Consider the following 25,393-nt stretch of genomic DNA (forward strand, 5'->3'; position numbering starts at 1 on the left):
TGCTCACCCCACGCTGCGAGGCGTAACTAACCCAAGGACTCTGGTCGCCGCTGGATGAAAACTCAGGGGCACGTCAGTTGGTCTGGATCTGCTTGCGGCAGTAGCAACAGCGCCGGGCCTGTTCCGTGAGATAGAAGCGTTTGATCTCGCCCCGAAGGCCGGTCAGCTCTTCGCTGCCCCATTCCAGCGCCTCGTCGAAAGCGGTCTTGATCAGGCCAGCTTGCGCGTCACTAAAAACGATCGCCTTAACCGCCATCGGGCGACAGCTCCGCTTTGGCGTCCTGCAGATCCTTCACGATGCGCTTGACCTGTTCGCCATCGTCCATCGTTTCTGACAGCCGGACTAATTCCGTCAGCTGCTTTTCGAAGGCTTCGGACCCGATCTGGCGTTCGCCAACCAAGCGGAGCGCCTCGGCCAAGACATCGCGCAGATAGAGGTTTGACGGCTCGACGACATCGAATGCTCTCGCCATTACATAATCCGGTGAGCGTCCGATCAGCTCGGCGCTGGATACCGTCTCACGCCGATCCATTGAATAGACGCTCGCCCCCTCGGGCATGTCAGCCACAATCAGCGGACTATGGGTGCTGAAGACGAAATGGCAGCCTCTGAAGTTTGAGAAGACCTCGCGCATCAGGTTGATGTACCGGCTTTGCCAGTCAGGATGCAGACTCGTCTCCGGTTCGTCGATCAAGACAAGGCTGCCGTCCTGAAGGTTCGCGGCCACAGACAGGAAAACCGTCAGCATCGTGATCTGGCCGGAGCTGGCGTCTCTCAGATCGTGCTCAAAACCATCGTGGCGTCGGACGATGACGCTCTTAAGCGTCAGGGCGCCCAGTCGCCGCAATAGCCGCAGTGCCTCCTTGTCGAACGGGCTCGACCGAAGGGCGCCGTCGAAAGTTATGTTGTAGCTGATCGTTTTCGCCTTGGTCGCGGAAACGAACGGGTAGAGCGCGCGTCGCAGCCAATCGATCGAGTAGCGCTTGCTTCTGGACGCCATGCGTAGACGGGTGAGCAGTCGCGTGTCTGTGTCCGACACCTTCTCCAAATCCCGTTCGCCTCGGGCGAACTCCGCAACGTCTGGAGTGATTCCGAGACCCAGCCTGACCTGGATCTCGGGCGCATAGCCGAGCAGATCGAAAACCTGGCTGAGCCGTTCGTTGTCCTGCCCACTGCGGGCGCGGTCCAAGCCGTCGAGCGCGCGATAGATCAGGGCCGAGATCGAGGCCCGATTGGTCCGGTCCCGCATTCCGACGTAGCAATAGAACTGCGGGTCTTCGCCGTCGGAGAGCAGATTGCGTTCCAGAACATCGTCGCTGGACCCCGAGGGTTCGAGGGGGAACTTGTCCACGACCGTAAGAGCAACCGCGATCAGGCGGGATGGCAACTCTGGAAAAAGGTCCACCGACGGGCGTGGAGCCCAAACGTCTTCAAAGGCGTTGACAGAGGGCCGGCCGTCTACAGCGTAGTCCAGAACCCGAATCTTGCGGGATCGCCCGCCACGCCCGCTGGCACCCCGATGGAAGCGAACGAACTCACCGGCGATATTGCCGAGGAGGCGGCTTTTGCCGGAACCGTTGTTCCCGATGACGACCGAATAGGCGCAGTCGTCCGGTTGTTGCTGACCGTCGTGGACGAACTCCACGATCGGTTCGTCGAACATAGGCACTGATGACCTGTGACCAGGAGGATGCCCACCGGCGCGAATAAGTCGAAACGTCCGCGCCATTTCCCCAACCTTGAATCAGCGAACATTTAGTCTAGGCCGACGGTTGGATCGGCTGCAACCAGAGCGATCAGCGCAGTGGTTTCGCGGCTCGTACGGAGGTGTCTGAAGAGTTGGAGTGCAGGCTAAGGTTATCAGCGACTGCTTCAATTCCGTCGGCAAGCACAAATGACCGTCGCAGACCGGCCTAGTAGGGATAAAGCGCCGTGAACGGAGCGGCGAAACCATGCCGTGCCTCCGGCCGCATGAACGTCCGGAATGCGCACTGGAACCTATGTCCGCTCATGGCGCATCTGCGACGTCAGAGAGTTCGCGTACTCGGATTTCATGGCGTAGGACGACCTGGTGGATCCATCACATCCCCTTTAATCTTTAGTCATAAAATGGCGATCCGTCTGTTCGGTTATGCCGTCAGCGCATGACTCGATACGGAACTGCAATATTATTGCATTCGGTCTCGCACCCCGGCCTTTGTGGGCCCAATCGCACGTCTCGATCCAAAAAAGGGGCGGCGCAGGGCATCGGAAATCGGGAAGTGATTATCATGGCATTGGTGAGTGGACAGGCGCGACGCCTGCGGAACGGCGCGGCGCTGGCGGTTCTGACCTGGATTGGGGCGGGGAGCGCCTGGGCGCAGGAGCAGGCGGCGGCGCAGCCTGAAGCGGCCACCTCGGTCAGCGAGATCGTCGTCACCGGGTCGCGAATCCAGCGCAAGGACGCCGATTCGGTGGGGCCCGTGCTCACGCTGACGGCTGAGGACATCAAGAGCTCCGGCGCGACCTCGATCGGCGACCTGTTGCAGAAACTGCCCTCTGCGGGCGTTAGCCTGAACAGCAACGGCACCCAGGGCACCTCCTACGGCGCCTCGTCGATCAACCTACGCTACCTCGGCGGCGCCGAGGGCAGCGGCAACCGCGTCCTGGTTCTGGTCGACGGCCACCGCTGGGTGGACGGGGTGGGCCAGCGCGGCTTCCGCGACTTCGTCGACCTGAACACCATGCCGCTGGGCATGATCGAGGGCATCGAGGTGCTGAAGGACGGCGCCTCGGCCATCTACGGCGCCGACGCCATCGCCGGGGTGGTCAACATCCAGACCCTGCGCGACTTCGACGGGGTGCGTCTGAGCGCCCGCTACGGCTCGACCGATCGCGGCGACGGCGAGCAGGTTCAGACCATCGCCAACTTCGGCAAGCGCTTCGACAACGGCGCCCTGGTCTTCTCGGCCAGCTATGTGAAGGATAGCCCGATCCTGACGACAGATCGTGACCTGACGCGGGTTTCCCTTGTGCCGCTGACGGCGCCGGGCACCAGCCCCTATGGTCTGTTCACCCTGCCGGGCTTGGCCAACAACGCCTATTTCGGCACGGGCGCCGGCTTCGCCAGCTCGGCCTCGCCGATCACGGCCAATGGTTTCGGCTCCATCGGCGCGGGCGCCTTGGCGGATAACAGCTTTCACGTGGCCAGCCTCCCGGGCGACTATTTCAACCCGCTGACGCAGGGCGTCTACACGACCGGCCCCAGCGAGCGTTACGGCTTCTATGGCCGTTATCGCGGCGACCTGTCCGATACGTTGAGCTTCCATGCCGAGGCGCTGTTCAACCGTCGGGTGTCGGATCAGATGTTTGCGCCGGTGCCGCTGGATATCGGCGGCACGGCGGGTTCGGTGCGCGGCTTCAGCGTGTCGGCGAACCACGCCTACAACCCCTTCGGCACGGCTAACGGCGTGCCGAGCGCCAACGCCCTGGCCTTCAACGCCAATCAGGCGTGGCGGGTGCGCAAGGTCATGTCCGACGTGGGCAACCGCGACAACATCCAGGACGTGAAGACCTACCGCTTCGGCGCGGGCTTTGACGGCCAGATCCGCCTGTTCGAGCGTGACTGGAGCTGGGACGCCTACGGCAGTTACGCCCGCAACGAGATGAAGTCTTCGGCGCTGAACGGCATCAACTACGACAACCTGTTCCTGGGGCTGGGCAATCCGGCGACCTGCGCCGCCACGAAGGGCTGCGTGCCGGTCAATCTGTTCGGGCCGATGAGCGCCGAGGCGGCGGACTACATCCGCTTCACCACGCGCGAGTCCAACAGCACTGAGATCTACGACCTGGCGTTCAACGTCACCGGCGACCTGTATGAGCTGCCGGCCGGTCCGCTGGCCGTGGCGGCGGGCTATGAATATCGCCAGAACAAGGCGACCGACACGCCGGACCCCGTGGTCAATGCGCCGTCCAAATATCTGTCGAGCGCCTATGCCGCCACATCGTCTCAGACGCGCGTGCCGACGACGGGCCAGTACAGCCTGCATGAAGCCTATGTGGAGCTGGCCGCGCCCCTGTTGCGCGACATGCCGATGGCGCAGAGCCTCGATCTGAGCCTGGCCGCCCGCTATTCCAACTACGACACCGTCGGCGACGCCACCACTGTGAAGGTCGGCCTGGGCTGGCGGCCGGTCGAGGACGTGCTGGTGCGGGGCACCTGGTCGCAGGGCTTCCGCGCCCCCTCGATCCTGGAGCTGTTCCAGGGCGGCCGCGAGGTGCTGCTGCAGGTCATCGACCCGTGCAACGGCGGCGGCGCCGCCAACCCCAGCCTGCCGGGCTGCGCCGGGGTGCCTGCGACCTATCACCAGCAGAACCATCAGACCCTGATCCCCGGCACGACCTCGGGCAATACCAACCTGAAACCTGAGACGGCCGACACCTACAGCCTGGGCGTCGCCTTCAAACCGCGCTGGGTTCCGGGTCTGAGCCTGACGGTCGACTGGTACGAGATCACCATCCAGGACGCCATCGCCTCCCAGTCGGCCGCCCAGATCATGAATCTGTGCGCGGTGCGCGGTGATCCCTATTGCTCGCTGATCACCCGCGACGCCTCGACCGGCGCCGTGCTGAACCTGGTGCAGGGTGCGCAGAATCTGAACGAGATCCGCACCTCGGGCGTCGACGCCACCGCGCGTTATGAGTTCAGCACCTCGGTCGGCCGTTTCGCCGCCATGGTGGACGTCTCCTATCTGAGCGAGTTCTCGACCGTCAGTCCCGACCCGGCGGGCGGCCCGTCCATCGTCGACGACCGCGCGGGCAATGGCGACCGTTCGCGTTCGACCTATCCGCACTGGAAGGGCCAGACCTCGCTGCGCTGGAGCGACGGCCCCTGGAACGCCTCGTGGCGCGGCCGCTACATCGGCGACAGCACCGACGTGGTGAACCCGGTCAAGGACGCCAAGACCGACGCCGTCTTCTATCAGGATCTGGAGGCGGGTTATCGGTTCGAGCGCTACGACACGACAATCACGGTGGGGGTCAACAACCTCTTCGACGTGATGCCGCCGGCGTCCTACGCGAACGCCCCCATCAACTTCGACATGTACACCTATGACGTGCGGGGCCGTAGCGCCTACGTTCGCCTAGGCTTCCAGTTCTAGGATCAGGCGTTTCTCATGACGGACACCGAGGCTCCGCCGACCGACGCCGGTCGGCGGAAACGGGGCTGGCTCGACCGGATCGAGGCGATGGGCAACGCCTTGCCGGATCCGGTCTTCATCCTGCTGTTCTGCATAGGGGTGCTGGTCGCCGCCTCCGTGGTGGCGGACTGGACCCAGTGGAGCGCCGTCAATCCGGTGACGGGCGAGCGGCTTCAGGCTCAGAGCCTGTTGTCCGAGGCCAATGTGGCCCGGCTGCTGGTCGACATGCCCAAGACCCTGACCAGCTTCCCGCCTTTGGGGCTGGTGCTGGTCGTCATGATCGGGGCGGCGGTGGCCGAGCGGTCGGGTCTGTTCGCAGCCCTTCTGGGCGGCGGGGTGCGACGGCTGCCGGTACGTTTCCTGACCCCGGCGGTGTTCGTCATCGGCCTGTTTTCACACCATGCGTCCGATGCGGCCTATGTGGTGCTGATCCCTCTGGCGGCCCTGGTCTACGCCAAGGCTGGGCGACACCCGCTGGCCGGGATCGCCATCGCCTATGCGGGGATTTCGGGCGCCTTTGCGGGCAATGTAATCCCCGGTCAGTTCGATTTGTTGATGCTGGGCATCACCGCCCCGGCGGCGCAGTTGCTGGACCCCGGTTTCGGGGTCAATCCGCTGGGCAACTGGTGGTTCACCCTGGCCATCGGCGTGGTCTTCACCCCCATCGCCTGGTTTCTGACCGACCGGGTGGTCGAGCCGCGCCTGGGCGTCTGGGACGGCGACAGCACGGCGGGCGAAGCCGAGGCTGCGGGCCTGGGTGTTCTGGGGCCGGCGCAGAAACGCGGCCTGCGTCGCGCAGGTCTGGCGGCGTTGGTGGTCGTCGGCCTGTTCGCCGCATTGACCCTATGGCCGAGTTTCAGCCCCCTGGTGGATCATGAGGCCGTGGGGCCGCGCCGCCTGGCGCCCTTTTACGGCGCCCTGATCGCCGCCTTCATGCTGTTGTTCGTCTCGACGGGCTGGGCTTATGGCGCGGCGGCGGGGACCATTCGTTCGCACCGCGATCTGGTGAAGATGATGGCCGATGGGCTGAAGAGCATGGCGCCCTATATCGTGCTCGCCTTCTTCGCCGCCCACTTCGTGGCTATGTTCAGCTGGTCCAACATGGGGCCGGTTCTGGCGGTGAAGGGCGCCGAGAGCCTGAAGGCCCTGGCCCTGCCGCTGCCGCTTCTGCTGGTCGGCCTGCTGCTGATGTCGTCGGTTCTGGACCTGGTGATCGGTTCGGCTTCCGCCAAGTGGGCCGCCATGGCGCCGGTCGTGGTTCCCATGTTGATGCTGCTCGGCGTGTCGCCCGAGATGACCACCGCCTCCTACCGGATGGGCGATTCCATTTTCAACATCGTCACCCCACTGGCCAGCAACTTCCCCCTGGTCCTGATCATGTGCCAGCAGTGGAAGCCCAAGTTCGGCGTGGGGTCGATGATCGCCCTGATGTTGCCCTACAGCGCCGCCTTCGGCGTGGCGGGGATGCTGCTGATCCTTACATGGGTGGGGCTCCAGTTGCCGGTCGGACCGGGCGCGCCGGCCGCCTATCACCTGCCGCAGCCTGCTGTGGCCGCTTCAGCCGTTACGCCATGACCGATCTGCCGCATCTGCCGGGCGTCCGCATCCTGCGCGACGTCATGATCCCCATGCGCGACGGCGTCAGCCTGGCCGCCGACGTCTATCTGCCTGAGGGCGATGAGGGACCGCTGCCCGTCCTGTTGGAGCGCACGCCTTATGACCGGCGCGGGACCAACCACGCCGACCGCAGCGCCGCCGATCCGACCCCGCGTTCCAAGCCTGCGATCGCAGCCGAGTTCGCGCAGGACGGCTATGCCTATGTGCTGGTCGACTGCCGGGGGCGCTACGGCTCCGAGGGCGTCTTCACCAAATACGCCAATGAAGCCGAGGACGGCTTCGACGTCATGGGCTGGCTGGTGCAGCAGCCCTGGTGCGACGGCCGGATCGGCACCCTGGGCCTGTCCTACGGCGCCCATGTTCAGGCAGCGGCCGCCTGTCTGAACCCGCCTGGGCTGCGGGCCATGTTCATGGACTCTGGCGGATTCTCCAGCGCCTTCCACAGCGGGGTGCGTCAGGGAGGGGCCTTTGAGCTGAAACAACTGACCTGGGCCATGAAGCACGCTCGCCTGTCCCCGCTCAGTCAGGACGACCCTGCGCGGCTGGAGGCCCTCAACGCTCAGGACGTGCGCGACTGGATGGCGGTCAACCCATGGCGGCCGGGGCGGACGCCGCTGGCCGCCGCCCCCGAATACGACGCCTTTATTCGGGACATGTGGCGCCGCGAGACCTTCGACGACTTCTGGCGCGCGCCCGACTTCTGCGCCGCCTGCCATGAGGGTGGGTTCACCGACGCGCCCATGGTTTTCATGAGCAGCTGGTACGATCCCTACGCCCTGTCGGCGACGGAGAACTACGCCCGGTTCAGCCGCAGCAAGGCCGGGCCGGTCAAGCTGGTCATGGGACCGTGGACGCATGGCCAGCGCTCCGTCCGCCACGCGGGCGACGTGGATTTCGGTCCTGCGGCGACGTTGGACGGCAATCTGGCGCCGGACTACCTCGCCCTGCGCCGGGCCTGGTTCGACTGCTGGCTGAAGGGGCGGGTCGCGCCCGACGCCCTGGCGGCGCCGGTCAATCTGTTCGTCATGGGCGGCGGCAGCGGGCGCAGAACCGCGGAGGGGCGGCTGGACCACGGCGGCCGTTGGCGGGCCGAGGCCGGCTGGCCCCTGCCGGGTACGGTGTTCACCGACTTTCACCTGCACGCCGACGGCGGCCTGTCGACCGAAGCGCCGCCGCCGGGCGAGCGGAGCTGGCGTCATGATCCGGCTGATCCCGTGCCGACCATCGGCGGGGCCATCGCCTCGGGCGCGCCGGTCATGGCGGCGGGTGGTTATGACCAGCGAGAGACGCCTGGCCTGTTCGGCGCGACGGTCGTCGGACGCGCCCTGTCCGACCGCGACGACGTCCTGACGTTCGAGACAGCGCCTCTGACGGCGGCCGTCGAGGTCACCGGGCCGATCACTGCGCGCCTGTGGGTGTCGTCCTCGGCGCTGGACACGGATGTGACGGTCAAGCTGGTCGATGTTTATCCGCCCAACCCCGACCATCCAGAAGGCTACGCCTTGAACTTGACCCACGGCGTGCTGCGCCTACGGTTCCGGGACTCCTTCGCGGCGCCGCGCCCGTTGGTTCCGGGTGAGGTCTATGACGTCGAAATCCAGCTGTTTCCGACCAGCAACCTGTTCGCGGCGGGCCACCGTATCCGCCTGGACATGGCCAGCAGCAACTTCCCCCACTTCGACGTCAATCCAGGCTCGGGCGCCCCGGCAGGCGAGGCCAGCGGGGCGGTGGTCGCGATCAACCGCATCCACACCGGGCCGACCTGTCTGTCGCGGCTGGTCCTGCCGATCGTTCCGGCGCGCGGGAGCTGAATGATGGCGCTGGTCTCGGCCGGCGCCCGGCGACCGATCCGTCTGCGCGCCATGCGGACGTTTCAGGCGATCCTGCAACTGGGGTCGGTGACGGCGGGCGCACGCGTCCTGGGCCTGACTCAGCCGGCCGCCAGCCGGATGTTGGCCCAGCTGGAGCAGGATCTCGGCTTTGAGCTCTTCTACCGTGACCGGGGACGGCTGATTCCGACGCAGGACGGGCTGCTGCTGTACGAAGAGGTCGAGCGCGCGCTGGATAACGTCGACCGGGTTCAGGAGCTGGCCCGCGACATCTCGGATTTTCGCGTCGGCCAGCTGCGCCTGGTCGCCCCGCCCAGCTTTCTGGAAGCGGTGCTTCCGGACGTCATCGCCGATTTTCTGGAACGCTATCCGCGCGTTCATCTCTCGATCGACTCGCACGGAGTGGAGACGGCCAAGAGCATGATCGCGTCGCGCGCCGTCGACGCCGGGTTCGTCAAACTGCCGCTGAACCGCGACGATCTGGACTCGTGCACGGTTCTGGTCAGTAAGACCGCCTGCGTCCTTCCGGCTGATCATCCTTTGGCGGCATTGCCCGAAATCATGGCGCAGGACCTGAAGAACACGCCTCTGGTGATGCTAGGGCAAGGGCGGCGGTTCCGCTCCCAGGTCGAGGCCGCCTTCGCCGAGGCCGGCGTCATCCCCCGAATCTGCGTTGAAACCCACACGGTGGCCTCGTCTTGCGCCCTGGCTGCGCGCGGCGTCGGCGTAGCTATCGTCAACGAACGACTGGCGCAGGCCTATGTGCGCGATCAAACCGTGCTGCGTCGGTTCAATCCAGACATTCTGCATGAATACGCCTTCGTGGTGTCCAGCAGCGTCAAGCCGTCGCGTCTGGCCGAGGAGTTTCTTAGACTGCTGCCACCGGCTCAAGAACCGGCTGTGGACTAGCTTGGGGGCGATTTCGGTCCGTAGGTTTCATCCCGAAATCGGCCTCGTTAATCACAATCAAGGCTTGGGCAAAACGGCCTCCAGCAATGGACCCGAATGTCCGCTTACTGACGGCGAGCAATGGCCGTTTCTGGCGCAATGCCGACAGCGGAGACACGCGACGGGCGTGTTGGGGTGGTTCAGGGAGGGATGACGGGAACTGGAACCAGCCAAATGAGACACTTAGGCTAGATCATGTATTGCAAATAGCTCGCAATTGCATTTAAGCGCGAGGCCTTCCTCAGGAGCCTCCCTATGCCCTTCGTCTCGCCCGCCTTGTCGCTGCGTCGATCATCCGGCTTTGCAGCCGTCTCTGCTCTACTGGCTGGAACCGCCTTCGCCTCGACTGCCGCCGCCCAGACGGCGCGACAGGAGCCGCAGGTCAGCACGGTAGAGGAGGTGGTGGTGACGGCGGCGCGGACCGTCCTGCCGGCTAGCGCCCTGCCGATGACGGTGGACGTCATCGACCGCAAGGCCCTGTCGGAGCAGGTGGCCATCAGCGGCTCGGTGATCGATGCGGTCGCGACCCTGTCGCCGTCCTTTTCGCCGACCCGGCAGAAGCTGACGGGTTCGGGCGAGAGCCTGCGCGGCCGTTCGCCGCTCTACGCCATCAATGGGATTCCGCAGTCGACGCCGATCCGCGACGGCTCGCGCGACGGCTATACGATCGACCCCTTCTTCGTGGACCGGGTCGAGCTGATCTACGGCTCCAACGCCCTGCAGGGCATCGGCGCCACCGGCGGGGTGGTCAATCAGGTGACAATCGGGGCGCCGACCGAGGACGGCCTGACCGGCCGGATGTTGGCGCAGGTGTCCAGTTCGGGCGGACCTGAGGGCGACGGGATCGGAGCCAAGCTGGGCGGACTGGCCGCCTATCGCCACGGCGATTTCGACGGCGTCTTCGGCGTGGCCTATGACCAGCGTGGCGCCTTCTATGACGCCAATGGTCGCCGCGTCGGCGTCGATAACACCCAGGGCGAGGTGCAGGATTCCAAGGCCCTGTCCTTCTTCGGTCGCTTCGGCTGGGATCTGACCGACACGGTGCGCCTGGACCTCTTGGCCAACCGTTTCGAGCTGAAGGGCGACGGCGACTATGTCCGTGTCCCTGGCGATCGCAGCATCGGCCGTCCGGCCAGCAGCGAGCGCGGCCAGATCGAGGGCGAACCCGCCGGCAATCGGGTCGAGACGGTCTCGGCCTCGCTGACCGACAGTGACCTGTGGGGCGGTGACTTCAGCGCCCAGGTCTTCTTCAACCGTACGCGCGACACCTTCGGCGGCGACCGTTCCGCTACCATGCAGGACGCCAGCATCGCCCCCATCGGCACCCTGTTCGATCAATCGTCGAACCGTTCGCGCAAGCTGGGCGCGCGGGCCAGCTATGAACGGGCCGTGCCGGGCGTGCCGGGTCTGACCGCGACCCTGGGCCTGGACGCGATGAAGGATCGCACTGAACAGCTTCTGATCGCCACCAACCGCGCCTGGGTGCCGCCGACCGAGTTCCAGAGCGTCGCCCCCTTCGTTCAGGCCAATATGCGCCTGTTCGACGGCAAGGTGCGTCTGGCCGGCGGCGTGCGTCAGGAAAACGTCGAGCTGTCGGTCAACGACTTCACCACCCTGGCTTCCTACGGCTCGCGTCGAGTGACGGGCGGCAAGCCCAAGTTCGAAGCGACGCTAGTCAACGGCGGCGTGGTCTATGAGCCGATGGACGGCGTGCGCGCCTACGCCAGCTACGCCGAGGGCTACACTGTGCCGGACGTCGGCCGCATCCTGCGCTCGATCAACGTCGATGGGGTCAAGGTCGACAGCTTCCTCGACATCAGTCCTGTGGTTTCGGACAATCAGGAGATCGGCCTGGAAGTGAAGCGCGGTCCGTTCGAGGTCGGCGCCACCTATTTCTGGTCCTCGTCGGACCTGGGCCAGTTTCTGGTTCGCAACGCTGACGGCGTTTATGATGTCCAGCGTCAGGCGGTTGAGATCGAGGGGCTGGAACTGAATCTGCGCGCTCGCACGCCGATTGAAGGCTTGACGGTCTCGACCGGTTACGCCCGCCTGCGCGGCCAGACCGACACAAACGACGACGGCCGGGTGGACCAGGATCTGGACGGGGCCAATATCTCGCCGGACCGGATCAACGCAGCAGCCGTCTACGCCAACGGCCCGCTGTCGGCGCGTCTACAGGTCCAGGCCTATCTGGCGCGTGACTTCGAGGGCGGCGATCCGCGCAACAACTTCGAAGGCTACACCGTGGCCGACGCCTATCTGCGCTACGACTTCTCGTTCGGCGGCGTGTCGCTGGCGGTGCAGAACCTCTTCAACGAGGACTATCTGACCTATAGCTCAGACACCAGCAATCCGACCGACAACCTGCGCTACTTCGCCGGTCGGGGCCGTTCCTTCACCCTCGGGTGGGACCGTCGCTTCTGATGCGTCTGGTCCAACTGGCGCATCGCTGGACCGGGGGGCTGGTCGGCCTGTTGCTGTTCGTCCTGGGGCTGACCGGAACCGTTCTGGTGTTCAAGGACGACTGGCTGCGCGCCGTCGTGCCTCATGCGACAGAGGCGCGGATTTCGGACCCCCGGCTGATCGGGGCGGCGCTGGAGCAGGCGTTTTCGGCGTCCGACCGGCCGCGTTCGGTCATCCTGGCCGACGATCGTCTGGGCATCCATCGCCTGAACTATGAAGAGAAGACGCGCGGGGCCTATGCGACCCAGTCGGGGCAGGTGGTGGCGCGCTGGGACAGCCTGTGGGCGCGGCCGGAACTGTGGCTGTTCGACCTGCATCACTATCTGCTGATCGGCGATGTCGGAAAGACCATCGCCGGGATCGCGGGCCTGGCCGGTCTTGGCTTCGTCGTCACAGGGGTGATCCTGTGGTGGCCGACGCGAAGAACCTTTGTCTTCGCCGCCCTGCCCAAGACCTGGAAACGGGCGGGAGTTGTCAAACATCACCGCGACATGGGCGCGTGGAGCGCGCCGCTGCTGGCCGTGATCCTGACGACCGGCGCGATTCTGGCCCTGTCCCCGCTATACGAAGGCCTAGCCAAAGTCCTGTCGCCGAGGGAAAATTTGAAGGCGATCATGGCGCCGCCGGAACATGAAGGCGGCCCCCTGTCCGTCGATCTCGACTGGCCGGCGATGATGGCGGCGGCGCAAGGCCGTTTTCCTGATGCGGACCCGCGCATTCTGTCCCTGCCCACGAAGCCTGGGGGGCTGATCAGCCTGCGCATGCGGCGCGCGGCGGAATGGCTGCCCAATGGCCGTACCCAAGTCTGGTTTGACCCGGCGGACGGTCGCATCGTCGGCGCGCGTGACGCCTTGACCCTGCCGCTCGGCTTGCGGGTCGCGAACGCCCAGTATCCGATCCATGCGGCCAAGGTCGGGGGAGTGGCTTATCGGCTGATCGTGACTGTGGCTGGCTTAGCGTTGACGCTGTTGGGATCTCTGGCCGTCGTCACCTTCTGGGGCAATCCGAGCGGATTGCCGAAGCGGCGACGCAAGAAGGCCTAACGACGAGGACCGGTAACGGCTTGTGGAAGCCAACTTTCGGGCGCGGCATGAACGACCGCTCCTGGCGCTTAGTGGAAATCCCGCGACCCCGGCAGGATGCGCACGTCGCGCGGATGCCGGTGCGACGGTTGGCGCGGCGGTTGCGGATGGGCGACGATGTCCGCGCGGACCAACTGCACGTGGGTTTCGTGGTCTTCTGACAGGCGGGACAGTTCGGTGCTGCGGTCAATGATGCGGCGGGCGACGACGTGGACGACATCTTCGGGACTTTTCTCGACGACGCCTTCGACCTGCATCAGGCGGGCGCCCATGACCTCGCGCCGGAACTGGTCCAGCATCCGCGCCCACAGGACCACGTTGGTGATGCCGGTCTCGTCCTCCAGGGTCACGAAGACGGCGTTGCCCTTGCCGGGCCGCTGACGCACCAGGACCACGCCGGCGACCTGCACCCGCGAGCCGCCGCGTTTCGCCTCGGTTTCGGCGCAGGTCAGGACTCGCTCGGCGGCGAAGACGGGGCGCAGGACGGCCATGGGGTGGGCCTTCAGCGACAGGCGTGCGGTCTGATAGTCGGCCGCGACGTGTTCGCCTAGCGGCATCAGGGGCAGATGGGCGTTGGGCTCGCTCCCCAGTTCGCGGGCGCCGCGCTCGCGCGCCTCGGCGGCGGCGAACAAGGGCAGGGGATTGTCGTCGGGCAATCGCCGCACCGCCCACAGGGCCTCGCGTCGATCCTGTCCCAGGGAACGGAAGGCGTCGGCGTCGGCCAGCTTGCGCATGGCGGCGGCGGGCAGTTCGGCGCGGCGGGCCAGGGTTTCGATATCGGCGAAGGGCGCCTCGGCCCGCGCCGCTGACAGAGCGTTCGCCCAATCCTCCCTGAAGCCGTCGATCTGGCGCAGGCCCAGACGCAGGACGGGCGTCTTCTCAGACCCCTCTAGACTGTTGTCCCAGTCGCTGTGCGAGACGTCGATCGGGCGCACCTCGACCCCGCCGACCTCCTGCGCCTCGCGCACGATCTGGGCGGGGGCGTAGAAGCCCATGGGCTGGCTGTTGAGCAGGGCGCAGGCGAAGGCCGCCGGGTGGCGGTGCTTGATCCAGGAAGAGACGTAGACCAGCCGGGCGAAACTGGCGGCGTGGCTTTCGGGAAAGCCGTAAGAGCCGAAGCCCTTGATCTGTTCGAAACACCGCTGGGCGAAGACCGGATCATAGCCGCGCTCGACCATCCGCCCGACCATGCGCGTCTCATAGGTGTGAAGGCTGCCGTCGCCACGGAAGGTGCCCATGGCCTTGCGCAGGCCGTTGGCCTCGCCGTCGCTGAACTCGGCGGCGACGATGGCCAGTTTCATCGCCTGCTCCTGAAACAGGGGCACGCCGAGGGTCTTGTGCAGCACCTGTTCCAGTTCGTCGGGCGGGCCGTGATCTGGGGAGGGTGAGGAATAGACGACCTCCTCCACACCGTTGCGGCGACGCAGATAGGGGTGAACCATGTCGCCCTGGATCGGGCCGGGGCGGACGATGGCGACCTGGATGACAAGGTCATAGAGGCAACGTGGCCGGAGCCGCGGCAGCATGTTGATCTGGGCCCGGCTCTCGACCTGGAAGACGCCGATGGACTGGCCTCGACACAGCATGTCGTAAACGGCCGGGTCCTCGCGCGGGAGGGTGTGCAGTTCCCAATCCTCCTTCTCATGCGCGCGGATCAGGTCGAAGGCCTTGCGGATGCAGGTCAGCATCCCCAGCGCCAGCACATCGACCTTCATCAGGCGCAGGGCGTCGATGTCGTCCTTGTCCCATTCGATGAAGGTGCGGTCGGGCATGGCGGCGTTGCCGATGGGAACCATCTCGTCCAGCCGGTCCTGGGTCAGGACAAAGCCCCCGACGTGCTGGCTGAGGTGGCGGGGGAAGTTCAGCAGACGGGACGCCATCTCGACCGCGCGGGCGATCATCGGGTTGGCTGTATCCAGTCCCGCCTGAACGACGTGGCGATCGCCGATCTCGGTCCCCCAACTGCCCCAGTGGCTGGAGGCCAGCCGAGCGGTGACGTCTTCGGTCAGACCTAGGACCTTGCCCACCTCGCGGATGGCGCTGCGGGGACGGAAATGGATGACGGTGGCGGCGATGCCGGCGCGATGGCGGCCATAGCGTTCGTAGATATGCTGGATGATCTCCTCGCGTCGTTCGTGCTCGAAATCCACGTCGATGTCGGGCGGTTCGTTTCGATCTTCGGACAGGAAGCGTTCGAACAGAAGATCGGACTCCATCGGATCCACCGAGGTGATGCCGAGGACATAGCAGACCGCCGAGTTCGCCGCCGAGCCGCGCCCCTGACACAGGATGCGCTTGTCACGCGCCACGCGGACGATGTCGAAGATGGTCAGGAAATAGGGCGCGATGTCCTTGCGGGCGATAAAGGCCAGTTCCTTGTCCAGCAGGGCCTGGACCTTGTCGGGAACGCCGTCAGGGTAACGCATGGCGGCGTGCCGCCCCGTAAGCTCTTCCAGCCAGGCCTGTGGGCTCCAATCGGGCGGAACAGGCTCTTTCGGATATTGATAGCTGAGCTCGGCCAGATCGAAGGTCGCGCGCGACAGGAAGGCGGTCGTCTCAGTCACCGCTTCGGGCGCGTCTTTGAACAGCCTCGCCATTTCATCTTCGGGCTTCAGCCAGCGTTCGGCGTTGGCCTCCAGCCGACGGCCGGCGGTTTCGATGGTCGCGCCTTCGCGGATGCAGGTCAGGACGTCCTGCAGGTCGCGGTCATGGGGAGCGGCGTAGAGGACGTCGTTGAGCGCCAGCAGGGGAACCTTCGCCCGCTCCGCCATGGCCTTGAGCCGGGCCAGCCGCCGCCGGTCGCCGCCGCGCCTGTGCAGGGCGGCGCCCAGCCAGACCGCGCCCGGCGCCGCCTCATTCATGCGGGCCAGCACCTCTTCCAGCCCTGTCAGTCGATCGGGCGGGACGAGGATCAGCAGCAGGTCATCGGGATCGGCCAGCAGGTCGCGCAGACCGATCTCGCATTCGCCCTTCTTCGCCCGGCGATTGCCCAGGGTCAGCAGGCGCGTCAGCCGACCCCAGCCCGCCCGCGTCTCCGGATAGGCGATGACGTCGGGCGTCCCGTCGTTGAAGACCAGCCGCGTCCCGGTCAGCAGGTGGAAGCCCGCCGCGCGACGTTTCATCTCTTCGGACAGGGCCGGATCGTTCAGCGGGTCCTCGATGAAGGCGATCTCGCCGGGACTGCCGCCGTCGCGCACCCTGTCCGGCGGGGCCAGACCCTCGACGCGAATCTCTTTCAGCGCGCTCCAGGCCCGCACCACGCCCCCCACGGTGTTGCGGTCTGCCAGCCCCAGCCCGGCATGGCCGCGCAGGATCGCCGTCAGCACCAGGTCCTTGGGATGCGAGGCGCCGCGCAGGAAGGAGAAGTTGCTGGCCGTCGCCAACTCGGCGTACGCGCCGCAAGGGTCGAGCCTCCTCATGCGAACAGGCCGTGGATGAACCAGCGCGGCTCGAGCGTCTCGCCATAGAGACCCTGGCGGAACAGCCAGAAGCGACGGCCGTCCCGGTCCTCGACCCGGTAATAGTCGCGGGTGCGCTGGTTCGGCGCGCGCCACCATTCGCCGCTGATCCGCTCGGGCCCTTCGGCGCGCGTCACCTCGTGCAGGACGCGGCGCCAACGGAACTTCAGCGGATAGCCGTCGGGGACCTCGGCCAGGGTTTCGACCGGCTGGGGCGGGTCGAACATCTGCAGGGGGCGCAGGGGCGGATCGTCGGAATCGAGGTCGGGCCAGGTCTCGTCGCCATGACGGGCGGCGGCCGGGACCAGTCGCGCCGCACGTTCAGGAATGTGCGAGGCGAAGGGCTCGAAGCGCAGCACGGCCTCCGGCCCCAGACGCGCGGTCAACCGGTCGATCAGGCGGCTGAAGGCTTCTTCGCCGGGCGTCTCGCGTTCCAGCCCCTGCTGGGTCGGCGCCAAAGCCTGGGTCCAGGGCACGGACATCCGCATCTGGTCGAAGCCGAACCCGGGGTCCAGCGGGGCGGCCAGGGCCGCCATCCGCTCGCGGAACAGCCGCAGGGTCGCGGTGGCGTCGCGGGTCGGGCGGCCGGTGTGGACGACGATGCGGCGCGTCTCGCCGTCCACGCGATAGAAGCCGGCCTCGAAGGCGCGGCCGCCCAGGCCGGTCTGATCCAGCCGGTCCATGGCCTCGATCAGCAGGTCGGACAGGACCCGCTCCACGTCCTCGGGTGCCGAGATCGGCTCGAAAAAGACGCGGTCGACGGCCACGGGGGCGGGCGGGCGATGCGGGGTGATGCGTATGTCCTCGTCGCCCAGAACCCGCGCCAGTCGGGTCGGGAAGTCGACGCCGAAACGGGCGGCCAGGGGCGCGCGAGGCCGGTCGTCCAGATCGCCCAGCCGCTTCAGGCCCAGGCGACGCAGGGCCTCGTCCTCCCTGTCCGAAAGCTCCAGGGCGGCGACCGGCAGGCGGCGCGCGGCGGCGCGATCCTGGCCGGGCTCGAACCGGCCGCCGGGGCCGAAGCGAGCCAGGGCGCGGGCGATCTGTGGCGTGCCGGCCAAGGCGCACCGGATTTTGAGTCCGGCGCGTTCGGCTTGCACTTGAACCGTCCGCATCAGGCCTGTCTCTCCGCCGAACAGGTGGGCGCAGCCGGTCACGTCCAGCATCAGGCCGTGCGGCGGGTCCAGCGCGATCATCGGGGTGAAGCGGCCGAAATCCTCCAGCACCCGCCCCAGCAGGGCGTCGTCGATGTCAGGGCGATGGGCGACGACGCGCAGGGCGGGGGTCCGCGCCCGCGCGTCGGCCAGGGCCAGGCCAGGGGTCAGTCCCGCTCGCGCCGCCGCCGGATCGACGGCCGCCAGCCGCAGCGCGCCCTTGATCTTCTCGGCCAGGACGACCGGCGGCGCATCCTCAGGCGGCGCGCCGTCCCGCTGCTCCTGACGCCGCAGCCGGTCGCTGGGCAGCCAAGGGAACCAGACCGCCAGATAGCGGCGCGGGCGGGCGGAAGGTTCGCTGTTCACGATCCCACTCCATGATCCAGGTCCCGGTCGCCCCGCCGCCGCGCCGCCGCAGCAGGGTCGCCGAAAAAGACGGTTGCCCCGGCGCCCCGCCTTCCAGGGGTTCCGAAGCGTAAGAGCCCACGGACCAGCGGGTCTCGGCCGCGCTGGGGCAGGGCAGGGCGCCTGCCCGCGCCAGGAACAGGGTCGCACCGCCCGTCTCGGCCGCCAGCGCCAGTCGGCGGCTGGCCGTCAGGCTGAACGCCTTGGCCTCGCCCCAGGCGCTCAACAGCACGGCGCCCACGGCGGGACTGCGCAGGGCTTCTTCGCCGACGGCCAACAGGGTCTGCACGTCGCGCGTCCGCACCAGCAGCAGGTCGCGCGGCGACAAGCCCATCTCATGCAGGCCCGGCCCATGCGGCCGTCCCGCCTCCTGGGCCATCATCTCATGCAGGCCCCAGACGATGGGCCGCCCCGCCGCCGCCCGCAGCGCCATGCCCAGCCCGAAGGCGTTGACCGCCGCCGCGTCGGCGGGCGCAGCGGCGTAGAGATCATGCAGAACGCCCGTAGCCAGAGACGCAAAGGCGTCGTCGCCTCCCGCGCGCACGCCTGCGCCGACGCGACGACCGCCGGCCCTATCCAGGGCCTCCAGGCGAGTCTTCAGCGCCGCCAGAGCGTCAGGCCGTGAACAAATGTTCTCCATATGTTCTATATGCGTACCAACCCCCTGGGGGAGTCAAGCGAAGCGGGAGACAAGGCTCGATACGGTCACTGACAACGACCGATTCTGGCGTTTGGTTGGCCTCAATCCCCACTTCGCCGTCGCGCAAATGCCGGCGTGTCTGATGCTTCCAGCCGAACGCCCGCCCCGACCACCTCGTCCGCAGGCAGAAACACCACGCCTAGATTCTGAAGCACCGTGACCAACAGGTTGGCGTTGGCGCGGTTGATCGGCGCGAAGTCGTTCGTCGCCTCGGCGCGCTTGATGGTGTTCACGGCCAGGCCGGTGCGCTCCGACAGGTCCAGGACCGACAGATTCAGAAGGCCTCGGGCGCCGCGCAGTTGGGCACCTGTGGGATGGTTGGGGGAGCGCGCACGAGGTGTCTTCATAATTAAATTTGACTCTTTAGACTCATTTTGAATTCATGGACTCATTATCAACGTGGAGTCTTATCTGTCCATGAAGAACCAATTCGAATTGAATTGTCCCATTCACGGAGCGCAGCTGAAGCGCGCCAACTGTCGGCGCTGCAACGCCCTCTATATGAGCGCCTATATGCGCCAGCGGCGGCGTCGCGATCCGGTTGCGGCCCTGCTGGAAAGGGCGCGAGAAAGGGCGGCGCGTCTGAGTCTCCCGTTCAACCTGCGCCGTCGCGACGTGGTGGTGCCGCCCGTTTGTCCTGTGCTCGGCGTGCCGCTGGCGGCAGGTTCCGAACGGTCGAGCGGATCGCCTTCGCTGGACCGCATCAGGCCCGCCCAAGGCTATGTGCCTGGGAATGTTCGCGTGATCAGCGACCGCGCCAATCGCCTCAAGGGCGCCTGTACGCGGGAGCAAGCCAAAGAACGCGCTCGGTCGGCTCCGCCGCCGCGGCGGCCTGACCTGGAAAGGATCGCAGCCTACATCGAACGGGAGGAGCTTCTGGCCGAAGTGCGCCGGAAGGCTGCGCAGGGCGGTCGTGCGGGGGCCGAATGGGAGAAGGTGGCGATCTTTCTGGACAAGGCGTTCGTCGCTGCGGACTGGCTGCGGAAAGATCAGAAGACGTAATGTGTTGCCAGGCGCAGATCATTTCTTAACAAAAACAACAAGATAGGTGTTTTTTCTTGTTGCGCCTGGAACGCTGTTCGTTGTATGTGTGTGTGGACGACAACTGACGCCCGAAGAGGCGTCTGTCCCGGCATCCCGCTGGGCGCCCCTAGCGATTGTCGTCTCTGACGATCGAGTTCGCTGTTTTGTCCCATGTAGAGCGTTATCTTCACGACCGCAGGTCTGACGCCATCACGTCTTCGACCCCGCTTCGCCTGTCCGTGGCGGCGCGTCTCGCCTTTCCTGACGGCTCCGTCTCGGTGCGCACCCTGCGGTTGGAGGCCAGCCGGGGGCGCCTGGTCATCGAACGGATCGGCAACAAGGATTTCACCACTCTGGCCGCCATCGAAGCGATGAGGGAACTGTGCCGCGTCCCGCCCAACCCCCGCGCCTCTATCTGCGCGAACGAAAGGGTCGAGAGGCCCGCTATGTCATCCTCGACCGTGGACGTGAAATCGGCACGGGCTTTGGCGAGTCGGACCAGCGAGGCGCTGAAGAGGCGTTCGGCCGCTATCTAGCCGACAAGCACCGGCCTGACTTCGGCGATGGACATCCGTCCAAGGTCGCCGTCGCCGATGCGCTGACCTATTATCTGGAATCTCTGCGGGACGATCATTCCGGTCCCGAGCCCTATCATGTCGACCGTCTGCTGGAGGGGGTGGGAGACCTGACCTGCGACGCGATCAACATCGAAGCCTGCCGGAAGTACGTGAAGGCGAGAACCGGCGGCGCCCATGGGCGAAGGCCGGTGGTGGAGGCCACCGCCCGACGTGAACTCGAGACCTTGGCGGCCGCGCTGAACCTGCTCCATCGGCATGGAAAACTGGATCGGCCGATCCCGATCGCCAAGCCGGACGCGGGACAGCCCAATGAGCGCTGGCTTACGCGGATGGAAGCGGCGCGGCTTCTGCGCGGGGCCTTGGGGTATGAAGCGGTCGGCGTTGACGAACAGGGCGGCGTCAAGGGGTGGCGGCGTGTCGCCGAGCCTAACTACCATGTGGCCCGTTTCATTCTGATCGCCCTCTATACGGCGACGCGCCATTCGGCCGTTTTGGCCCTGCGCTGGACGCGAAGCCCGACGGCAGGCTCGGTCGATCTGGTCACGGAAACCATCCATCGTCGGGGAACTGCGGAACGGGAAACGCGGAAGCGTCGGCCGCCCTGTCCGATCCCGCATCGGCTGATGCCGCACCTGCGGCGGTGGCGCAGACTGACGATCCACGGCCCCTGCGAATACGATGGGGAGATCATCCAGCGTCAGCGCAGCGGCTTTGAAAGCGCCAAGGAGCGGGCGGGCCTGGGTGCGGACGTGACGCCGCACACGCTGAAGCACACCTGCATCACCTGGCTGCTTCAGAAGGGCGTTCCGACCTGGCAGGTCGCCGGCTTCACGGGCACCAGCGAGGGGCTGATCACCAGGGTCTATGGGCACCACAGTCCGAACTACATGGAAGAGGCGCGCTCAGCGATTGGTCGGCGATGACCTGGGCGGGGAGCGTTTCATGGGCGTTTCCTGGGCAGGACGACCTCCCGAGTGGGGTGCTGTTCCGAAAAGCCTAAGGAAAAGAATGGTGGACGCGACAGGGATTGAACCTGTGACCCCTACGATGTCAACGTAGTGCTCTCCCGCTGAGCTACGCGTCCGCCTGTTCTGCGGCCCGGCCGACTGATGTGTCGGTGGGCGGGAAGGCGGCGTCTATAACCCGCAGTTTGCGGGGCCTGCAAGGGGCTTTGACGCCTTTCTTCGACTTTTCTTTTGGTTAGACCGCGATCATGCGTTCGACCTCGTTCACCAGGTCGCGCAGGTGGACGGGCTTGGACAGAACCTTGGCCTGGGGCGAGGCCTGGGCGGCGCTGAGGGCGACGGCGGCGAAGCCGGTGATGAACATGATGCGCAGGCCCGGCTGGCGGGCGGCGGCGACGCGGGCGACCTCGATGCCGTCGGCGCCCGGCATGACGATGTCGGTCAGCAGCAGGTCGTAGGGGCCCTGGTCCAGGGCGTCGATGGCGTCGTCGCCGTTCTCGCAGGCCACGACCTCATGATCGGCCCGCTCAAGGGCGCGGGTCAGGAAGCCGCGAAGAGAATTGTCGTCTTCGGCCAGAAGAATGCGCGCCATGATCGTATCGAAACCGTTGGGGAATTGGCGGCCAGCCTAGGCCCGGCCGGGTAAACCGGCGATGAAGACGAACGGGGCATCGCGGCATCGGGGCGCGCCTTCCGCTGCGAAGCAGGCTATGGCGAAGGCATGGATGCGCCTCAGCCGCCCTTCTGGATCGTTCCGGCGGACGCCGGGCGGGCGACGCCCCTGGTGTTCGCCTCACCGCATTCGGGTGATCTCTATCCCGACGACATGGGGGCGACGGCTTCGGCGCGGGCGGTCCGCAGCGCCGAAGACGCGGCGGTGGATCAGTTGATCGACTGCGGGCCAGGAGAGGGGGCGAGCCTGATCGCCGCGCGTATCGGCCGGGCCTATGTCGATCTGAACCGGGCGCCGGACGAGTGGGATCCGGCCCTGATCGTCGATGCGGTCGCGCCGCGCGCCAGCGCCAAGGCTCAGGCCGGCTATGGCGTGGTGGCGCGGCTGGCGGGGGACGGGACGCCGCTCTATGGGCGTCAGCTGACGCGAAGCGAGGCCGAGGCGCGGGTGGCGCGGGTGCACGCCCCCTATCATGCGGCCCTGGCGGAGATGATGCAGGCGGCGCGGGCCGAGTTCGGGCGGGCGGTGCTGATCGATTGGCACTCGATGCCCGCACGGGCGACGAACGGGGTCGTGGACGTGGTGCTGGGGGACCGGCATGGGACCAGTTGCGAGGCGCTGCTGATGCGGCGTCTGCGGCGGCTGTTCGAGGCGCAGGGGCTGACGGTCGGGCTGAACCGGCCCTATGCGGGCGGCTATGCGACCCAGATCTGGGGGCGGCCGGAGGACGGGTTTCAGGCGGTGCAGATCGAACTGAGCCGGGGCCTGTACTGGGACGAGGCGGCCTGGGCGCCGTCGCCGGGATGGAAGCGCTGCCGCTCGGCCCTGCGTCGGGTGATCGCCGAGCTTTGCGTCGACTGGCGCGCCTGACGGCTGCGCTGGAGGCAAAAAAGAGCCGCGCCAAACGGCGCGGCTTTGAAAGTCTATAGGGAGGAAACGCCCAGGAAGGGCAAGACGCTCGAAAGCGTCGAAAACCAAGTTAGTTTGCAGCGCACAAAAATACAAGTCTCGATTCAATCTTATACAATCACGGGATGTTACCGAGTTTGCCGCTCAATCCCATGATCCTGAAATGCGGCGCGTGCCGTTGATTTCGCAGTTGCGAGATTGTCAGCCCCGTTCAAGCAGGCGGCGAGCCTGCCGGATGGCGCCGGCGGCGGGCGATGCGAGCTGACGCCAGGCCAGAAGGGCGAACACCGACACGGCCCCCAACATCAGCCACAGCGGCCCGAACAGCCAGGCGGCGGCCGCCAGGGCGAAATAATAGCCGCGAACGCCCTGGTTGAAGCTGGTCAGGGCGGGGTTCAGCACGCGCGCCACGGCGCGGCCATAGGCGACGCGGTCGGCTTCCTCGTGGATTTCCGGCGCGGCGCCGATCAGGGCGACGGTGTAGTTCAACTGGCGCAGCGCCCAGATGAAGTCGAGGAAGCCGCGGGCCAGGCACAGCAGCACCACGGCCAGCTTGGCCTCCATCAGGCGCGGGGCGACGGGTTCGGCGCCGACGGCGGCGAAACCGCGCATGGCCGCCTCGCCGCCGAACAGCACGCCCGCCACGGCGGCGATCAGCAGCAGATTGGTCGAGGCGAAGAAGGAGGCGGAGTTGATCGAATGACCCATCAGCTGGCTGTCGATCAGCCGCATCTCGCGATGGGTCATGGCGCGCATCCAGGCGTCGCGCACCGACAGCATGTCCATGTTGAGGGAGCCGCTGCGTCGCGCCACCAGGCGGATCAGCGGGCCGTAGCCCAGCCAGGCGACGACAAAGACGAACAGGGCGATCCAATCGAACAGACTCATGCCTGATTGACGCCACGTCGGCCGTCGCAAGGCAAGCGTGATCGCCGCGACGCTTGCCGTAAAGCCGCGCAAAGCTTATCACGCGCGTCAATTCTCTCCCCGTTCGCACCTGCAACAAGAGCGTATCATGAACATCGACGCCATCCCGGTCGGCCCCAACGCGCCGTGGGACATCAACGTCATCATCGAGATCCCGCAGGGCGGCCTGCCGGTGAAGTATGAGATGGACAAGGAATCGGGCGCCCTGTTCGTCGACCGCTTCCTGCACACCGCCATGTACTATCCGGGCAACTACGGCTTCGTGCCGCACACCCTGTCGGACGACGGCGACCCCTGCGACGTGATCGTGCTGAACCCGACCCCGGTGGTGCCGGGCTGCGTCATCCGCTCGCGCCCGATCGGCGTGCTGAAGATGGTCGATGAAGCCGGCGGCGACGAAAAGATCCTGGCCGTGCCGGTCGACAAGCTGAACCCCTACTACACCGAGGTCTCCAGCTATCGTCAGCTGCCCGCCATCCTGATCGAGCAGATCGAGCACTTCTTCACCCGCTACAAGGATCTGGAGAAGGGCAAGTCGGTCACGGTCAACGGTTGGGGCGACGCCGGCGAAGCCGCCGAACTGATCGCCGCCGGCATGGCCGCCCACCAGGCCAAGCTGGCCGCCAAGGGCGAAGCCGCCGCCTGATTGTCGTCGGCATCTGAATATGAAAAGGCCCCGCTGGAAACGGCGGGGTCTTTTTTGTGGACGAGGCGATCCTGACCTCGGCGCCTGAATGACCCGGCCGCCCCACCCGACTTCGGCCTGACGGCCTCGGCTAACCCTCTCCATGAAGGGGAGGGAGAGCCGTTTCTACTTCTTTCTGAACGCCGCGATCGCCTCGACAGTCTGGCGCACCTTGGCCTCGATGCCGGCCCAGTCCTTCGCCTGAATGGCGGCTTCGGTGATCAGTTTCGAGCCCATGCCGGTCGCCACGATGCCGGCGCCGAACCATTTGGCGATGGAGGCTTCATCCGGGTCGACGCCCCCGGTCGGCATGATCTTGCTCCAGGGCATCGGCCCCAGCACCGCCTTGACGAATTCCGGCCCGCCGACGGATGCGCCGGGGAACAGTTTGACGATATCGCAGCCCAGCTCCTGCGCCTCGGAGATGTCGCGCACCGAGCCGCAGCCGGGCGAATAGGCCACCTGGCGACGGTTGCAGACCTTGGCGACCTCGGGGACCAGGCAGGGGCTGATGACGAAGCGCGCGCCCGACGCCAGATAGAGGGCCGCCGTCGGCGCATCCAGGATCGAGCCGACGCCCATGATGATGTCGGGATCGGTGTGCGCGAACTCTTTCGACAGGGCGGTGAAGGTCTCCCAGGCGAAGTCGCCGCGATTGGTGAATTCGATCGCCTTGGCGCCGCCGCGCGCGCAGGCCCGAATCACCTCGGCGCAGACCTCGATGTCGGGGTGATAGAAGACGGGCACCACGCCCTGGGTTTCAAGGGCGGTGAGCACCGCGAGGCGGTCGTGGCGCATG

Annotated in this window: 19 protein-coding genes and 1 tRNA gene; 10 read left to right on the forward strand and 10 right to left on the reverse strand. The window is 66.5% G+C overall.

The window, feature by feature from the left end; all coding sequences use genetic code 11:
• Nucleotides 1-73: 73 nt before the first annotated feature.
• Both EGK63_RS15050 and EGK63_RS15055 read right to left on the reverse strand, forming a co-directional pair.
• Complete coding sequence (locus EGK63_RS15050) at nt 74-256, reverse strand: hypothetical protein (RefSeq protein WP_243637719.1); 183 nt, start codon at nt 254-256, stop codon at nt 74-76.
• Nucleotides 246-1,664, reverse strand: a complete 1,419-nt coding sequence (locus EGK63_RS15055; RefSeq protein ID WP_125902154.1) for an ATP-binding protein — start codon at nt 1,662-1,664, stop codon at nt 246-248. The genes EGK63_RS15050 and EGK63_RS15055 overlap by 11 nt, the downstream gene beginning before the upstream one ends.
• 607 nt (nt 1,665-2,271) lie before the next feature.
• Between EGK63_RS15055 and EGK63_RS15060 the strand changes: the two genes are divergently transcribed.
• From EGK63_RS15060 to EGK63_RS15085, 6 genes are all read left to right on the forward strand, one after another.
• Nucleotides 2,272-5,142, forward strand: a complete 2,871-nt coding sequence (locus EGK63_RS15060) for a TonB-dependent receptor (RefSeq protein WP_040346203.1) — start codon at nt 2,272-2,274, stop codon at nt 5,140-5,142.
• 15 nt (nt 5,143-5,157) lie between these two features.
• Complete coding sequence (locus tag EGK63_RS15065) at nt 5,158-6,756, forward strand: AbgT family transporter (RefSeq protein ID WP_003166175.1); 1,599 nt, start codon at nt 5,158-5,160, stop codon at nt 6,754-6,756.
• Nucleotides 6,753-8,609 (forward strand): CocE/NonD family hydrolase, encoded by a 1,857-nt coding sequence (locus EGK63_RS15070; RefSeq protein WP_003166174.1) that lies wholly within the window; start codon nt 6,753-6,755, stop codon nt 8,607-8,609. Before EGK63_RS15065 ends, EGK63_RS15070 begins: the two co-directional genes overlap by 4 nt.
• Nucleotides 8,610-8,612: 3 nt before the next feature.
• Entirely contained in the window at nt 8,613-9,536 is a 924-nt protein-coding gene (locus tag EGK63_RS15075) for a LysR substrate-binding domain-containing protein (RefSeq protein WP_040347066.1), read from the forward strand.
• Between the two features lie 294 nt (nt 9,537-9,830).
• Nucleotides 9,831-11,999, forward strand: coding sequence for a TonB-dependent receptor (locus tag EGK63_RS15080; RefSeq protein WP_003166172.1), 2,169 nt, complete (start codon nt 9,831-9,833; stop codon nt 11,997-11,999).
• Nucleotides 11,999-13,081 carry a PepSY domain-containing protein gene (locus EGK63_RS15085; RefSeq protein ID WP_040346201.1) on the forward strand — a complete coding sequence of 361 codons (1,083 nt, stop codon included), beginning with the start codon at nt 11,999-12,001 and terminating at the stop codon, nt 13,079-13,081. Before EGK63_RS15080 ends, EGK63_RS15085 begins: the two co-directional genes overlap by 1 nt.
• A gap of 68 nt (nt 13,082-13,149) precedes the next feature.
• Here EGK63_RS15085 and EGK63_RS15090 read toward each other — a convergent pair whose 3' ends face one another.
• The 4 genes from EGK63_RS15090 to EGK63_RS15105 form a co-directional block, all read right to left on the reverse strand.
• Nucleotides 13,150-16,539, reverse strand: coding sequence for an error-prone DNA polymerase (locus EGK63_RS15090; RefSeq protein WP_125902155.1), 3,390 nt, complete (start codon nt 16,537-16,539; stop codon nt 13,150-13,152).
• Nucleotides 16,536-18,095, reverse strand: coding sequence for a DNA polymerase Y family protein (locus tag EGK63_RS15095; protein ID WP_125902156.1), 1,560 nt, complete (start codon nt 18,093-18,095; stop codon nt 16,536-16,538). Before EGK63_RS15095 ends, EGK63_RS15090 begins: the two co-directional genes overlap by 4 nt.
• Nucleotides 17,986-18,774, reverse strand: coding sequence for an ImuA family protein (locus tag EGK63_RS15100; RefSeq protein ID WP_125902157.1), 789 nt, complete (start codon nt 18,772-18,774; stop codon nt 17,986-17,988). The genes EGK63_RS15095 and EGK63_RS15100 overlap by 110 nt, the downstream gene beginning before the upstream one ends.
• Nucleotides 18,775-18,875: 101 nt before the next feature.
• Entirely contained in the window at nt 18,876-19,181 is a 306-nt protein-coding gene (locus tag EGK63_RS15105; protein ID WP_003166169.1) for a hypothetical protein, read from the reverse strand.
• 166 nt (nt 19,182-19,347) lie between these two features.
• Between EGK63_RS15105 and EGK63_RS15110 the strand changes: the two genes are divergently transcribed.
• Nucleotides 19,348-19,836, forward strand: a complete 489-nt coding sequence (locus tag EGK63_RS15110) for a hypothetical protein (protein WP_243637720.1) — start codon at nt 19,348-19,350, stop codon at nt 19,834-19,836.
• 403 nt (nt 19,837-20,239) lie between these two features.
• Nucleotides 20,240-21,358, forward strand: coding sequence for a site-specific integrase (locus EGK63_RS15120; protein WP_125902159.1), 1,119 nt, complete (start codon nt 20,240-20,242; stop codon nt 21,356-21,358).
• Nucleotides 21,359-21,444: 86 nt separating this feature from the next.
• Here EGK63_RS15120 and EGK63_RS15125 read toward each other — a convergent pair.
• Nucleotides 21,445-21,519: transfer RNA gene (locus EGK63_RS15125), tRNA-Val, on the reverse strand.
• 116 nt (nt 21,520-21,635) lie between these two features.
• Entirely contained in the window at nt 21,636-21,992 is a 357-nt protein-coding gene (cpdR, locus tag EGK63_RS15130; protein WP_125902160.1) for a cell cycle two-component system response regulator CpdR, read from the reverse strand.
• 129 nt (nt 21,993-22,121) lie between these two features.
• Here cpdR and EGK63_RS15135 point away from each other — a divergent pair, with 129 nt between their 5' ends.
• On the forward strand, nt 22,122-22,943 hold the full coding sequence (locus tag EGK63_RS15135) for an N-formylglutamate amidohydrolase (RefSeq protein ID WP_125902161.1): 822 nt from the start codon (nt 22,122-22,124) through the stop codon (nt 22,941-22,943).
• Between the two features lie 240 nt (nt 22,944-23,183).
• Here the strand turns inward: EGK63_RS15135 and EGK63_RS15140 are convergent, their stop codons facing one another.
• Nucleotides 23,184-23,870 (reverse strand): DUF599 domain-containing protein, encoded by a 687-nt coding sequence (locus EGK63_RS15140; RefSeq protein WP_125902162.1) that lies wholly within the window; start codon nt 23,868-23,870, stop codon nt 23,184-23,186.
• A 127-nt stretch (nt 23,871-23,997) separates the two neighbouring features.
• On the opposite strand from EGK63_RS15140, the gene ppa reads away from it, so the two are divergent.
• Nucleotides 23,998-24,555, forward strand: coding sequence for an inorganic diphosphatase (gene ppa / locus EGK63_RS15145; RefSeq protein WP_125902163.1), 558 nt, complete (start codon nt 23,998-24,000; stop codon nt 24,553-24,555).
• A gap of 165 nt (nt 24,556-24,720) precedes the next feature.
• Here the strand turns inward: ppa and EGK63_RS15150 are convergent, their stop codons facing one another.
• Nucleotides 24,721-25,392, reverse strand: coding sequence for a bifunctional 4-hydroxy-2-oxoglutarate aldolase/2-dehydro-3-deoxy-phosphogluconate aldolase (locus EGK63_RS15150; protein ID WP_125902164.1), 672 nt, complete (start codon nt 25,390-25,392; stop codon nt 24,721-24,723).
• Nucleotide 25,393 lies beyond the last annotated feature (1 nt).

Origin of the sequence: Brevundimonas sp. 357, assembly GCF_003938605.1 — a bacterium.
In the GTDB taxonomy this organism is placed as follows: domain Bacteria; phylum Pseudomonadota; class Alphaproteobacteria; order Caulobacterales; family Caulobacteraceae; genus Brevundimonas.

Coding starts and splice junctions, on each gene's coding strand:
- EGK63_RS15050 (WP_243637719.1), bottom strand. CDS start 256: ATGGCGGTTAAGGCGATCGTTTTTAGTGACGCGCAAGCTGGCCTGATC.
- EGK63_RS15055 (WP_125902154.1), bottom strand. CDS start 1,664: ATGTTCGACGAACCGATCGTGGAGTTCGTCCACGACGGTCAGCAACAA.
- EGK63_RS15060 (WP_040346203.1), top strand. CDS start 2,272: ATGGCATTGGTGAGTGGACAGGCGCGACGCCTGCGGAACGGCGCGGCG.
- EGK63_RS15065 (WP_003166175.1), top strand. CDS start 5,158: ATGACGGACACCGAGGCTCCGCCGACCGACGCCGGTCGGCGGAAACGG.
- EGK63_RS15070 (WP_003166174.1), top strand. CDS start 6,753: ATGACCGATCTGCCGCATCTGCCGGGCGTCCGCATCCTGCGCGACGTC.
- EGK63_RS15075 (WP_040347066.1), top strand. CDS start 8,613: ATGGCGCTGGTCTCGGCCGGCGCCCGGCGACCGATCCGTCTGCGCGCC.
- EGK63_RS15080 (WP_003166172.1), top strand. CDS start 9,831: ATGCCCTTCGTCTCGCCCGCCTTGTCGCTGCGTCGATCATCCGGCTTT.
- EGK63_RS15085 (WP_040346201.1), top strand. CDS start 11,999: ATGCGTCTGGTCCAACTGGCGCATCGCTGGACCGGGGGGCTGGTCGGC.
- EGK63_RS15090 (WP_125902155.1), bottom strand. CDS start 16,539: ATGAGGAGGCTCGACCCTTGCGGCGCGTACGCCGAGTTGGCGACGGCC.
- EGK63_RS15100 (WP_125902157.1), bottom strand. CDS start 18,774: ATGGAGAACATTTGTTCACGGCCTGACGCTCTGGCGGCGCTGAAGACT.
- EGK63_RS15105 (WP_003166169.1), bottom strand. CDS start 19,181: ATGAAGACACCTCGTGCGCGCTCCCCCAACCATCCCACAGGTGCCCAA.
- EGK63_RS15110 (WP_243637720.1), top strand. CDS start 19,348: ATGCGCCAGCGGCGGCGTCGCGATCCGGTTGCGGCCCTGCTGGAAAGG.
- cpdR (WP_125902160.1), bottom strand. CDS start 21,992: ATGGCGCGCATTCTTCTGGCCGAAGACGACAATTCTCTTCGCGGCTTC.
- EGK63_RS15135 (WP_125902161.1), top strand. CDS start 22,122: ATGGATGCGCCTCAGCCGCCCTTCTGGATCGTTCCGGCGGACGCCGGG.
- EGK63_RS15140 (WP_125902162.1), bottom strand. CDS start 23,870: ATGAGTCTGTTCGATTGGATCGCCCTGTTCGTCTTTGTCGTCGCCTGG.
- ppa (WP_125902163.1), top strand. CDS start 23,998: ATGAACATCGACGCCATCCCGGTCGGCCCCAACGCGCCGTGGGACATC.
- EGK63_RS15150 (WP_125902164.1), bottom strand. CDS start 25,392: ATGCGCCACGACCGCCTCGCGGTGCTCACCGCCCTTGAAACCCAGGGC.